We start from the raw sequence: 12459 nt of genomic DNA on the forward strand, positions 1-12459 counted from the left end.
CCCGAAGGACCTCCATGACCCGACGCCGGGCCGCGCTGCTGGCCCTCCTCACCATGGTCGCCCTGTCCCCCGCCGCGTCCGCCCGCGCCGCCGACGAGGGACCCGAGCAGATCGTGAACGGCACCTTCGACGCCGGCACCGCCCCCTGGTGGAGCACCGGCAACACCACCCTGACCATCGACGGCGGCAGGCTGTGCGCCGACGTCCCCGGCGGCACCGCCAACCCCTGGGACGTCATCATCGGCCAGGACGGCGTCCCGCTGGCCGCCGGCGACACCTACGCCTACAGGTTCTCGGCCTCCGCCACCCCCGCCAAGGTCGGCAAGGCCCTGATCCAGCTCCCCGTGGACCCGTGGACGCAGTACCTGTCGGCCGCCCCGGAGCTGAGCGTCTCGGGGAACGACTACTCCTACACCTTCACCGCCCCGGTCTCGCTGCCGAACGCCCAGGTGGCGTTCCAGCTGGGCGGCAGCGCCGAGCCCTGGAGGTTCTGCATGGACGACGTGTCGCTGAAGGGCGGCGCCGAACCGGAGGTCTACGAGCCGGACACCGGCCCGCGCGTCCGCGTGAACATGGTCGGCTACCTGCCCTCGGGCCCGAAGAAGGCCACCCTGGTCACCGAGGCAACCACGCCCCTGGACTGGGAGCTGCGGAACGCGGCGCAGGAAAGGGTCGCGAACGGACGTACCGCCCCCAAAGGCATGGACGCCGGCTCCGGCCAGAACGTGCACACCATCGACTTCGGCGCCTACGCCAAGCCCGGCGAGGGCTACACGCTGACCGCCGACGGCGAGACCAGCCGGCCGTTCGACATCGGCGCGGACGTGTACGACTCCCTCCCCACGGACGCGCTGAAGTTCTACTACACCCAGCGCAGCGGCATCGAGATCATCGACAGCCTGCGCCCCGGCTACGGACGCCCGGCCGGCCACGCGGGCACGTCCCCCAACCAGGGCGACACGGACGTGCCCTGCCGGCCGGGCGGCTGCGACTACACCCTGAACGTCAAGGGCGGCTGGTACGACGCCGGCGACCACGGCAAGTACGTGGTCAACGGCGGCATCGCGGTCCACCAGCTGATGGCGGCCTACGAGCGCGACCGGGCCGCCTTCACCGACGGCCAGCTCAAGATCCCCGAGAGCGGCAACGGCGTCCCGGACGTGCTGGACGAGGCCCGCTGGGAGCAGGAGTTCATCCTGAGCATGCAGGTGCCGGACGGCAAGCCGTACGCGGGGATGGCCCATCACAAGGTGCACGACCAGAACTGGACCGGCCTTCCGCTGCTGCCGCACCTCGACCCGCAGAAGCGCGAGCTGCACCCGCCGTCCACGGCCGCGACGCTCAACCTGGCCGCGACGGCGGCGCAGGCGGCCCGGCTGTTCGCGCCCTACGACGCGGCGTTCGCGACGAGGAACCTCAAGGCGGCGCGCGGGGCGTGGGCGGCGGCGAAGGCGAACCCGGCCCGGTACGCCGACCCCGCCGACGGCGTGGGCGGCGGCGCCTACGACGACGCCGACGTGACCGACGAGTTCTACTGGGCGGCGGCCGAGCTCTACCTCACGACGGGCGAGAAGGAGTTCGCGGACTTCGTGCTGGCCTCGCCGCACCACACCGGCGACATCTGGCGCGAACGCGGCTTCGACTGGGGCAACACCGCCCAGCTCGGCCGGCTCGGCCTGGCGACCGTGCCCAACGCGCTGCCGGGCCGGGACAAGGTGCGGCAGTCGGTCGTCGAGGGGGCGGACAAGTACCTGGCGGTCCAGCGGGCGCACCCGTACGGGCTGCCGTACGCGCCGGCGGACTTCGACTGGGGCTCCAACAACCTGGTCCTCAACAACCTGGTCGTCCTGGCCACCGCCTACGACCTGACCGGCCAGGAGAAGTACCGGGCCGCCGTCCGGGAGGGCATGGACTACCTGCTCGGCCGCAACGCGCTCAACATCTCCTACGTCACCGGCTACGGCGAGGTCTCCGCCCAGAACCAGCACAGCCGCTGGTACGCCCACCAGCTCGACCACGCGCTGCCCCACCCGCCGCGCGGCTCGCTGGCCGGCGGCCCCAACTCCGCCATCCAGGACCCGGTCGCCCAGCGGCTGCTGCGCGGCTGCAAGCCGCAGTTCTGCTACGTCGACGACATCGAGTCCTGGTCCACCAACGAGCTGACCATCAACTGGAACTCGCCGCTGGCGTGGGTCTCGGCGTTCCTGGCGGACAAGGGCGAGCAGTCCGCCTGCCGGGTGCGCTACTCGGCGCACGGCTCGTGGCCCGGCGGCTTCACCAGTCAGATCGTGATCGAGAACACCGGCCGGGAGAGCGTGAACGGCTGGACCCTGAGCTGGTCGTTCCCCGGCGGCCAGCGGATCAAGGAGGGCTGGGGGGCCGAGCTCGCCCAGTCCGGAGCGGTGGTGACGGCGCGGAGCCTCGGCTACAACGGCCGGATCAGGCCCGGCGGATCCGTGACGTTCGGCTTCGTCGGCACGCACGCCTCGGGGCCCAACCCCGCCCCCGAGGTCTTCCGCCTCAACGGCGACCGCTGCCGGTGACGCCCGACGCGGGCGGGCGGCCCTTCCGGGGTCCGCCCGCGTTGCCCACGCTCCGTTGAACGGAATACTGTCTCCCCATGCCCAGGGGAACCTCAGAAGTCAGCGAGCCGATGTACTTCGTGCTCGCCGCGCTGCGTGCCGGCCCGCTGCACGGCCACGCGATCAGCAAGTCGGTCAAAGAGCTGTCCGGCGGCCGGGTCCAGCCCTCCGTCGGCACGCTCTACGGCATCCTGGAACGCCTGAACGAGCGGGGCGTCATCACCGTCGACCGTGAGGAGACGGTCAACGGGCGCAACCGGCGCTACTTCCGGATCACCGACGAGGGCCAGGCGCTGGTGGAGGCCGAGGCCAGGCGCATGCAGGCGGCCGCCTCGCTCGTCCTGCGGCCGTCGGCCGGATGACGGCCGTCGGGTCCGTGCGAGCCGCGTCCGCGCTCGAACGGCGTTACCGCAAGCTCATGCTCGCCTACCCCAGGCCCTACCGCGCGGCCCATGGTGACGAGCTGCTCGACGTGCTCCTCGAATCGGCCGCCCCGGGACGCCGGATCCCGGTGCCGCGCGAGGCGTGGGGGCTGCTCACGGGCGGCGTGCGCAGCCGGATCGTCCACCTGGCGAGCGGCAGCCCCTGGCGGGACGGCGTGCACCTCGCCGTCACCGCCGTCGCGGCGGCGAACCTGGCCGCGCTGCTGCCCTACGCCGGCACCCTGCCGCTCTGGACGCTGCTGTCGGCGCTCACTCTGCTGGCGACCGCTCGGGGACGGCTGCGTACGGCGGCCGCGCTGACGCTCCTCACCGGGGCCAAGGCGGTGGCGCTGGCCGGCGGGTGGCCGCTGTTCGACGCGACGCTGTTACCGGTCTATCCGACGTTCCTCCAGGTCCGGCCGTTGTTCATGGACAGCGACCCCTATCTGGTGGCGGGCGTCTACACGGTGGCGCTGGCCGGCCTGCTCGTCCTGCGGCGGGCGCCGCGCACGAGGTCGTGGTGGTGGTGGGCGGCGGTCGTCGCGGCGAGCTGGGCCGGCCCCGAGTGGATGGAGGACTCCACGGCGCTCCCGCTCAGCCTGAGCAGGCTGAGCGTGGAGGCGGTGGCGTTCGGGCTGGCGATGGCGAGCGCCTACCTGGCCCGCGACCACCGGTGGACGCTGGCGGCGGCGATCTACCTGGCGACGACGTCGGGCGAGCTGGTGCTGCACTCCGACGCCCTGACCCGGCAGCACCTGGCCTACTGGGGAGTGCTCGCCCTGCTGGTCACGGGGGCCGCCTTCGCGCCCTTCCGCCGGCAGCGGCATTGTCTGGATTGACCATACTTCGTGGAACGGAGTATGGTCCTCGCCATGCTCAAAAGATCTCGCCTGGCCATCGCCGTGTCGCTGTCGGCGGCCGTGCTCTGCGGCTGCGGGGGCGCCGCCGAGCCGGCAGTCACCGCCGATTCCGCCCGGCCGTCGCCGACCGCGGCGAAGGACAGGAAGCACCAGTTCGAGGCGGCCAAGGCCGACTGCATGAAGCAGAAGGGCTTCACGTACGTGCCGTACGTGCAGCCCGAGGACAAGAGCGAAGAGGTGCGCAAGCGCGACTCCGGTGACTACCAGGCAATGCGGAAATATCGCGCCAGATATGGGTTCGGGGTGTTCGCCGCGATGGTCTATCCCAAGGAACTGGAGGGCGCCGGGTCCGACCTGCCCGTCGCCGACCCCAACATCAAGATCCAGGGCCAGCTCTCCGCCGCCCAGCTCGGCGCCTACGGCAAGGGGAAGGACGCCTGCCTCGTCACGGTCGGCAAGGAGGTGCTCGGCCTCACGGTGAAGTCGTACGCCGACTACTACAAACAGCTCGCCAAGGCCCACAGGACGGCCAAGGAGAGCGCGCTCAACGGCGATCCCGAGCTGGTCGAGCTGGCCACGTCCATGGCCGCCTGCCTCAAGGGCAAGGGCTACGCGGTGAGCGACACCAAGCCGAGGGCCATGAGCAACAGCGGCGAGGACGTCTTCACGTCGGAGATGGACAAGATCGGCCGCAAGCAGAAGCCCGGCCTGTCCGTCTCCAGCGCCAAGGACACCAGCGGGGAGATCTGGGTGCCGACGCTCACGCCCGCCCAGGCCAAGCCCTACCTGAACAGGGAGATCAAGGCGGCGCTCGACGACCTGGAGTGCGGCAAGGACTTCTACGCGGCCTACGCGCCGAAGGACATGGCGATCCAGCGGAAGATCAACGACCAGTTCGCGTGGTGACCTTCTCATGAGATCCCCACGCAGGCTTGCGGCCGTCGTGCTCGCCGGGGTCGTGCTCGTCGCCCTGGCCGGGTGGGCGGTGAGCACCCGGCTGCGCTCGCCGGCCGACGAGGCCGCCAGGCGCGCCGCGCCCAAACCGTCCCTGGTCACCGCCGCCGTCGAGCGCCGCAGGCTGGTCAGCACCGTGGTGGTCAACGGCACCCTTGAGTACGCCTCGCCGCTGCCGGTCGGCCTGGCCGGGACCGTCGGGGGCACGTCGGAGCTCCAGCGGGCCACCAGGGCGCCGCGTCCCGGCCGGATCGCCGAGGGCGCGGTGCTGATGGAGGTCAACGGCCGCCCGGTGTTCGTCCTGCGCGGCTCGGTGCCGATGCACCGCACGATCGCGCCGGGCAGCGAGGGCGACGACGTCACCCAGTTGCAGCGGGCGCTGCGCAGGCTGGGCCACCGCGCACCGTCCACCGGCGTCTTCGACCCGGCCACCGTCGCCGCGCTCACCCGGTTCTACGCGGCGAAGGGCTACGAGGCCCAGCGGCCCACGCTCGCCGACCGGCAGACGTACGAGACCCTGCGCAAGGCCGTACGGACCGCCGAGGAGACCCTGGCGGCCGAGAAGCAGGCCCTCGACCGGGGGCAGGACGTGCTGCCGCTCAGGCTCAAGCTGGCCAACGCCAAGACCGGGCTCAAGGTGGCCCGCCGCGCCCTGGCCGAGGCACGGTCCGGCGAGCTCTCCCCCGCCGACGAGGCCCGGCTGTCGGCCGCCGACTCGGCGGTGCGGGCGGCCGAGGAGCGGCTGCTGGAGGCCGAGCAGGCCCTCGCCGCCGCCAGGAGCCGGCCCACGAGCGCCCCCACGCCGACGCCCACGGCGGCTCCCACCGGGAACCCCACCGGCGCGCCCACCCCGACACCCACGGGCGTTCCCGCCGGAGCCGCCGGAGCCGCCGGACCGGCCGCCGCGTCCGACGGCGACACGCGGCTGCTGGAGCTGCGGGTCGCCAACGCCCGCGCCGACCTGGCGGCGGCCCAGGAGACCCGCGAGCTGATCCGGAAGGAGGCCGGGCAGACCCGCGCGGCCCGGGTCACGGAGCTGCGCGCGGCCGTGCGCACCGCCGAGGAGACGCTGGCCACCGCCGAGCAGGCGCTGCGCCAGGCCAGGCAGCTCTCGCCGGCCCGGCTCAAGGTGGCCGGCGCCCGCAAGGACGTGGCCGCGGCCAAGGAGATGCTGGCCGAGTACGCCCGCACGTACGGCGTCTCGATCCCGCCCGGCGAGGTGGTGTTCCTGCCGAAGCTGCCCGCCCGGGTGCGCAAGGTGTCGGTGAAGGCGGGTCAGCGCGTCGAGAGCGAGGTCGCCACCGTGACCAGTTCCGTGTTCACGGTCGCGGCCTCGGTCGAGACGGCGGAGTCCGAGCTGCTGCGTCCGGGCATGCAGGTGACCGTCGAGCCGGACGCCGGCCGGCCCTACCAGGCCGTGCTGACGGCCGTGGGCGACAAGGCGAGGATGCCGGAGACCGGCGTGACGGCGGCCGGGGCGGTGCCCGTCCTGATCACGCCGCGGTCACCGAGGAAACTCAAGGCCGGGACCGCGGTGACCGCGCGGATCACGGTCGGGGCGACGAAGGAGCCGGTCCTGGTGGTGCCCGTGACGGCCGTGATCACCTCGGCCGACGGCAAGGCGCGGGTACGCGTCGAGTACGCCACCGACCGCACCCGGGACGTCGAGGTCCGCACCGGCCTGTCCGCCGACGGGAACGTCCAGGTCACCGGCGCGCTCAAGGAGGGCGAGCGGGTGGTGGTCGGCGATGCCTGAGCAGCGGGCCGAGCCGGTCATCGAGCTGACGGGGGTGTGCCGGCTGTACGCCGCGCAGCCGCCGGTCCGCGCGCTCGACGCCGTCTCGCTGCGGGTGGGCCGCGGCGACCACGTGGCCGTCATGGGCCCGTCCGGCTCCGGGAAGTCCACCCTGCTCAACGTGCTCGGCCTGCTCGACCGGCCGGACTCCGGCAGCTACCGCCTCGACGGCGCCGAGACCACCACGCTCCCCGACCGCGCCAGGACCAAGGTGCGCGGCGAGCGGATCGGCTTCGTCTTCCAGTCCTTCCACCTGCTCGCCCACCGAAGTGTGGTGGAGAACGTGATGCTCGCCGAGCTCTACACCCGGCAGCCACGCAGGGGCAGGCGGGAGCGGGCCCTGGCGGCGCTCGACCGCGTCGGCCTCGGACACCGTACGGGGTTCGCCCCCGGCCGGCTGTCCGGGGGCGAACGTCAGCGCACGGCCATCGCCAGGGCCCTCATGGGCTCTCCGTCCCTGCTGTTGTGCGACGAGCCCACCGGCAACCTCGACAGCCGCAACACCGACGCGGTGCTCGACCTGTTCGACGAGCTGCGGGAGCAGGGCCTGACCATCATGGTCATCACGCACGAGCAGGAGGTCGGCGCGCGCGCCGAGCGGCGGGTACGGATCATCGACGGCGTCCTGGTGGAGGAGTGATGGATCTGCGCGACCTGGCCGGCGAGGCCGTCGCCGGCCTGCTGGCCCGGCCGCTGCGCACGGCGCTCACCACGCTCGGCACCGTGCTCGGCATCACCACCCTCGTCGTGACGCTCGGCGTGGCCGCCACCGCGGGCAACCAGGTCGTGGGCCACTTCGACGCGCTGGTGGCCACGGCCATCACCGTCGAGGTGCCCGCCTCGCCGAAGGCGCCCCTGGTGACCTGGGACGCGGTCGACCGGCTGACCAGGCTGCGCGGCGTGGAGTCGGCCGCCGCGCTGTCGGAGAGCGAGGACACCGCGAACCTGTCCGTGCGCTCCAACGACATCGTCGATCCGGCGCGCATCACCACGCAGTCGCTGCCCCTGGTCGCCGCGACCACCGGACTTCCCGGGGCCCTGCGCGGCACGATGCTGCACGGCAGGTTCTACGACGCCGGGCACGTCCGGCGCGGCGACCGGGTGGCCGTGCTCGGCGACCAGGCCGCCAGGCTGCTCGGGATCACCCGGCTCGACGGGGCGCCCGCGGTCTTCATCGGACGGCACGCGTACACGGTGATCGGCGTGCTCGGCGGGCTGCGCCGGGAGCGCGACCTGGGCGCGGCGGTGTTCGTGCCGCCGACCGCCGGGGCCCGGTTCGGGCTGCGGACGGTCACCAGGGTGCTGGTCAACACCGGCCTGGGCGCCACCGCGCTGGTCGCGGGCCAGACGCCGGTCGCGCTCAGCCCCGACAACGAGGACATGCTCCAGGTGGTCGCGCCGCCCGGCCCGGCCAAGGCCCGCGACGCCGCCCAGGACGACGTCAACGCGCTGTTCCTGATCCTCGGCCTGGTCTCGCTCGTCGTGGGCGCGGTCGGCATCGCCAACGTCACGCTCGTCACGGTGATGGAACGAGTGCCCGAGATCGGGCTGCGCCGGGCGCTCGGCGCGGCGCGGCGGCACGTGGCCGCCCAGTTCCTGGTGGAGTCGACGCTGGTCGGGCTGGCCGGCGGCGTGATCGGCACGAGCCTCGGCGTGGTCGCCGTCGTCGCCGTCTCGGCCGCCAGGGAGTGGACGCCGCTCCTCGACGCGCGGCTCGCGCTGGCCGCGCCGGTGGCCGGGGCGGTGGTGGGGTTGCTGGCCGGGCTCTATCCGGCGCTGCGGGCGGCGAAGATGCAGCCGGTGGACTCTCTGCGATAGCGGTTACGCCACTTATGATGTGCCCGACATATGGCGAAAAACGTCCGGCGGGTGCTGCTCGGAGCGGTCAGACCGCTGCTCGTCAAGGCAGCGGTCCTGTCCGGGCTGCGCGGACGCGAGCGGACCCTCCTCCTGCTCAACCGCGCCCTGGTCTACCTCGCGCTGACCGCCGTGGTCGGCGCCGTCTACTTCGGGGTCGGCGCGCTCGACGGCCTGCTCGGCTCGTGGTCCGACCTGATCGCCGCGCTGGCCGCGGGCGCGCTGTTCCAGCCCGTACGGCTGCGCCTGCAGAGCGCGGCGGACCGGCTGTTCAGGTGGGAGCGCGACCCGTACCGGCTGGCCGACCGGGTGAGCCGGAGCGTGCAGGAGGCCAGGGGGCCGGCCGAGGCCCTGGCGTCGGCGGCCCACGCCGTCCGGCTGGCTCTCGGGGCGCCCGGCGTCGCGGTGGAGGTCGTCCTGCCCGGCGGACGGGTGCGCAGCGTCATCGCGGGCGAGATGGACCCGGCCCCCTCGGTCGAACGCCTGGTCTGGCACGGCAAGTCGATGGGCTGGCTGTCGGTCAGCGGTGAGCCGCGCGACCGGGCGCTGCTGGACATGCTGGCCAGGCAGCTCGCCGAGGTGGCGCACGCCGTACGGCTCAGCGCCGACCTGCAACGTTCGCGCGAGCGCATGATGGTCACCCGCGAGGAGGAACGCCGCGAACTCCGTCGCAACCTGCACGACGGCCTCGGACCGGCGCTGACGAACCTGGCGATGAGCGTCGACCAGGCCCGGCTCAGCCTGGCCAGCGATCCCAGCTCGGTCGAACCCCTGCTCAGCACGGCACGCAGGCAGATGACCGAGGCCATCATGGACGTCCGCGACCTGGTGTACGGCCTGCGTCCGCCCGCGCTCGACGGCGCCGGGCTGGACGAGCTCGGGCTGGAGGGCGCCCTGCGGCTGCTCGCCGACGCGCCCGGCCCGAGGGTGGACGTGGTGGTCTCGGGCTCGCTGGCCGACCTGCCGGCCGCGGTGGAGGTGGCGGCGTACAAGATCGCACATGAGGCGGTGGCGAACGTGCGCAGGCACGCCCGCGCCACCACCGCCCTGATCAGGGTGGAGCGGCGCGACGGGCTGCGGCTGACGGTGTCCGACGACGGGATCGGGCTGCCCGAGCAGCGCCGCCAGGGGGCCGCCCTGATGCGCGGGCGGGCCGAGGAGGTGGGCGGCGTCTGCGAGCTGGACGTCCGCCCCGGCGGCGGCACCGAGGTCGTCGCGGAACTGCCGGTCAAGGAGCCACGATGACCCCTGCTCAGCACGACGGCCCCGGGCGGCCGGCCGCCTCCGGCGCGGACGCACGCCGCCGCACGCGGGTGCGGCGGCGGCTCGTGCTGGCGGGGGTGTGGGCGGCGGCCGCAGCCTCGCTCGCGGCCGTGGTGACGGCGGCGGTGCTGGCGGCGCAGCTCGGCGGACTGGCCGAGACGCAGGGGCTCGACCCGATCGGGCTGATGTTCCCGCTCGCCGGCGCGTTCCTGATCAGCCGGCGGCCCCGGCTGACGGTCCCCTGGCTCATGTGGGCGACGGGCGTCGTCTGGTCGGCGTACTCGCTGCTGTTCGCGCTGACCGGCTGGATGTACTTCCACGCGCCCGGCCCGCTCCTGCCCTACGTCGCCTGGCCGGCCATCTGGCTGTGGCTGCTGCCGGTGCCCACGTTCACGGGGATCATGCCGCTGCTCTTCCCGGACGGGCGGCTGCCGTCGAGGCGCTGGCGACCGGTGCTCTACGGCAACCTGGCGCTCATGGTCGGGCACTCGCTGCTGCTCGGCCTGTCCCCCGACCCGTCGTTCGAGCTCGGGGTACCGGTGGGCAACCCGTTCGGGGTGGCGGCGCTGGGCAGGATCCCCGAGGTCGTGGAGTCGTGGATCGGGCCCCCGATGATCCTGCTGTGCCTGCTCGGCGTGGTCTCGCTGGGCTTCAGGTACCGGGCGGCGACGCCGGAGGTGCGCCGCCAGATCACCTGGTACTTCTACGCCATGGTGATCTTCGTCGGCTACTGGATCGCCAGCGCGGGCAACCAGGACACCTTCATCATCGCCGTACGGGTCTTCCTGGCCGCGGGCATCCCCATCGCGATCATCGCCGCCGTGCTGCGCCACCAGCTCTACGGCATCCGGCTCATCCTCAACCGCACGCTGGTGTACGGCACGCTCGCGGTCGGGGCCGGCCTCACGTACTCGGCGCTCATCTGGACGTCCAACAGCCTGGCGGACGGCTACGGCGCGGCGGCGGGGCTCGCCTCCGCGATGGTCACCGGCGCGGCCTTCCATCCCGTACGCCTGCGCCTCCAGCGCTCGGTGGACCGGCTGTTCAACGTGGAACGCGACCCGTACCGGGCGGCCGACCTGCTCAGCCGTACCGTGCAGCGGGCCGGGGACCCGGCGGGGGCGCTGGCCGAGGCGATCTCCGTCGTGCGCACGTCCCTGGTCGCCCGCGGGGTGGGCGTGGAGGTGCCGGGCGAGCCCGCGCTGTCGTTCGTGGACGGCGAGCTGGGCGCCCGGTCCCGGTCCGTCGAGCTGACCTGGCACGGCGAGCCGGTCGGGCGGCTGCGGATCGCCGGGGCGCGGCCGGGCCGCGAGCCGCTGGACGTCATGGCCAAGCACCTGGCCGAGCTGGCGCACGCCGTACGGCTGAGCACCGACCTGCGGGACTCCCACGAGCGGATCAGCGCCACCCGCGACGAGGAGCGACGCCGGCTGGGCAGGGAGCTGCACGACGGCCTCGGCCCCACCCTGACCAGCGTGACGATGACCCTCGACGAGGCGCGGCGGCGGCTGGAGCGCGACCCCGAGTCGGTGGAGGAGCTGCTGGTCCGGGTGCGCGAGGAGATGACCAGCACGCTGATGTCGGTGCGCGAGCTGGTGGACGGCCTGCGCCCCCCGGTGCTGGACGAGCTGGGCCTCGCGGGCGCCCTGCGCGCCTTCGGCCAGGCCCCGGGCCCCCGGGTCGAGGTCACCGTGACCGTGGTCCCCGAGATTGCCGACCGTGCCGAGGAGGCGCTGGGCGGGTTGCCGGCGGCGGTGGAGACGGCCGCGTACCGGATCGTGCAGGAGGCGCTGACGAACGTGCGCCGCCACGCCCAGGCCACGTCGGTGCTGGTCACGTTACGGCGGGAGGCCGCGGCGCTGCGGGTGTCGGTCGGCGACGACGGCACCGGCCTGCCCGACGAGCCGTCGCCGGGCGTGGGCCTGACGTCGATGCGCGAGCGCGCGGCCGAGATCGGCGGCACCTGCGCGATCGGCCCCCGGCCGGGCGGTGGCACCGAGGTGACCGCCGTCCTGCCGCTCACGCCGCCGGCCTAGGAGGTCAGCCGCGGCCGCAGGGCGAGCAGCGCGCCGAGGGTGGCGTACCCGACGACCAGGTGGATGCCGCCGATCCAGTTCGAGATCGACTCGCCGAACACCATGTACGCCGGCACCGTCACCACGGCCCAGCTCTCGGCGACGAGCGGCCACCACCGCACCGCACCGCGCCAGCGCCCGGCGAAGGCGATCTTGATGCCGATGGCCATCATGCCCAGCATGGACACCGGCCAGAACACGTCGAGCGCCTGCATCACCGGCCCTTCCTGGAGGTCGTCGGGCAGGACGCCGTGCAGCAGGGACCAGACACTGGCCAGCCCGAGCAGCACCAGCTCGACCTTGAGCATCATCCTGGCGAAGCCGGACGTGCCCGTCGCGCGGGTCTGGATCTGGACGGCGAGCAGGGCGAAGAGGCCGAGCTGGAAGAGCAGTCCGGTCAGGTCGCCGACCCGCCCGCCGAACCCCTGGGCCTGCGTGCCGTAGACGAAGATGCTGGCGGTCCAGGCGAGCGTGCCGGCGCTCAGCGCGAGGCCGAGCCTGCGGACGGCGGCCGGGGCGATGGCGGGGCCTGCAGATGGGGGCGGGGTGGCGGGCACGTCGGTGCGGGCCCGCGCGGGGGTGGTGGTGATCTTGCCGTCCACGGGAGGTCCTTTCTCCTTGAGGGGATGTCGTGCCTCCAGGTTTCCGGCG

At 73.5% G+C, this 12459-nt stretch carries 10 protein-coding genes; 9 read left to right on the plus strand and 1 reads right to left on the minus strand.

Features of this window, described 5'->3' with window-relative positions; translation table 11 throughout:
* Positions 1-14 precede the first annotated feature (14 nt).
* The 9 genes from ABZ444_RS30030 (at position 15) to ABZ444_RS30070 (ending at position 11769) form a co-directional block, all read left to right on the plus strand.
* The gene (locus tag ABZ444_RS30030) at positions 15-2543 is read left to right on the plus strand and encodes a glycoside hydrolase family 9 protein (RefSeq protein WP_358003873.1); all 2529 of its coding nucleotides are present in this window, start codon (positions 15-17) and stop codon (positions 2541-2543) included.
* A 77-nt stretch (positions 2544-2620) separates the two neighbouring features.
* A complete protein-coding gene (locus tag ABZ444_RS30035) occupies positions 2621-2944 on the plus strand; it encodes a PadR family transcriptional regulator (protein ID WP_189651648.1) in 324 nt (107 codons plus the stop codon).
* A gap of 14 nt (positions 2945-2958) precedes the next feature.
* Positions 2959-3843: a hypothetical protein gene (locus ABZ444_RS30040; RefSeq protein ID WP_358003876.1), complete on the plus strand. Its 885-nt coding sequence runs from the start codon at positions 2959-2961 to the stop codon at positions 3841-3843.
* Between the two features lie 33 nt (positions 3844-3876).
* Positions 3877-4770, plus strand: coding sequence for a hypothetical protein (locus ABZ444_RS30045; protein ID WP_358003878.1), 894 nt, complete (start codon positions 3877-3879; stop codon positions 4768-4770).
* Between the two features lie 7 nt (positions 4771-4777).
* Complete coding sequence (locus tag ABZ444_RS30050) at positions 4778-6574, plus strand: peptidoglycan-binding protein (protein ID WP_358003881.1); 1797 nt, start codon at positions 4778-4780, stop codon at positions 6572-6574.
* On the plus strand, positions 6567-7253 hold the full coding sequence (locus ABZ444_RS30055) for an ABC transporter ATP-binding protein (protein ID WP_358003883.1): 687 nt from the start codon (positions 6567-6569) through the stop codon (positions 7251-7253). The genes ABZ444_RS30050 and ABZ444_RS30055 overlap by 8 nt, the downstream gene beginning before the upstream one ends.
* Positions 7253-8431, plus strand: coding sequence for an ABC transporter permease (locus ABZ444_RS30060; RefSeq protein WP_358003886.1), 1179 nt, complete (start codon positions 7253-7255; stop codon positions 8429-8431). Before ABZ444_RS30055 ends, ABZ444_RS30060 begins: the two co-directional genes overlap by 1 nt.
* A gap of 30 nt (positions 8432-8461) precedes the next feature.
* Positions 8462-9715 carry a histidine kinase gene (locus tag ABZ444_RS30065; protein ID WP_358003889.1) on the plus strand — a complete coding sequence of 418 codons (1254 nt, stop codon included), beginning with the start codon at positions 8462-8464 and terminating at the stop codon, positions 9713-9715.
* Positions 9712-11769, plus strand: coding sequence for a sensor histidine kinase (locus ABZ444_RS30070; RefSeq protein ID WP_358003892.1), 2058 nt, complete (start codon positions 9712-9714; stop codon positions 11767-11769). The genes ABZ444_RS30065 and ABZ444_RS30070 overlap by 4 nt, the downstream gene beginning before the upstream one ends.
* Here the strand turns inward: ABZ444_RS30070 and ABZ444_RS30075 are convergent.
* Positions 11766-12410 (minus strand): hypothetical protein, encoded by a 645-nt coding sequence (locus ABZ444_RS30075; RefSeq protein WP_358003895.1) that lies wholly within the window; start codon positions 12408-12410, stop codon positions 11766-11768. The two genes, ABZ444_RS30070 and ABZ444_RS30075, sit on opposite strands and share 4 nt — an antisense overlap.
* Between the last annotated feature and the right edge of the window lie 49 nt (positions 12411-12459).

It is taken from the genome of Nonomuraea sp. NPDC005730, assembly GCF_040630865.1.
Taxonomy (GTDB): domain Bacteria; phylum Actinomycetota; class Actinomycetes; order Streptosporangiales; family Streptosporangiaceae; genus Nonomuraea.

Excerpts from the sequence above, each read along its gene's own strand:
- ABZ444_RS30030 (WP_358003873.1), top strand. The coding sequence starts at position 15 with ATGACCCGACGCCGGGCCGCGCTGCTGGCCCTCCTCACCATGGTCGCC.
- ABZ444_RS30035 (WP_189651648.1), top strand. The coding sequence starts at position 2,621 with ATGCCCAGGGGAACCTCAGAAGTCAGCGAGCCGATGTACTTCGTGCTC.
- ABZ444_RS30045 (WP_358003878.1), top strand. The coding sequence starts at position 3,877 with ATGCTCAAAAGATCTCGCCTGGCCATCGCCGTGTCGCTGTCGGCGGCC.
- ABZ444_RS30050 (WP_358003881.1), top strand. The coding sequence starts at position 4,778 with ATGAGATCCCCACGCAGGCTTGCGGCCGTCGTGCTCGCCGGGGTCGTG.
- ABZ444_RS30055 (WP_358003883.1), top strand. The coding sequence starts at position 6,567 with ATGCCTGAGCAGCGGGCCGAGCCGGTCATCGAGCTGACGGGGGTGTGC.
- ABZ444_RS30060 (WP_358003886.1), top strand. The coding sequence starts at position 7,253 with ATGGATCTGCGCGACCTGGCCGGCGAGGCCGTCGCCGGCCTGCTGGCC.
- ABZ444_RS30065 (WP_358003889.1), top strand. The coding sequence starts at position 8,462 with ATGGCGAAAAACGTCCGGCGGGTGCTGCTCGGAGCGGTCAGACCGCTG.
- ABZ444_RS30070 (WP_358003892.1), top strand. The coding sequence starts at position 9,712 with ATGACCCCTGCTCAGCACGACGGCCCCGGGCGGCCGGCCGCCTCCGGC.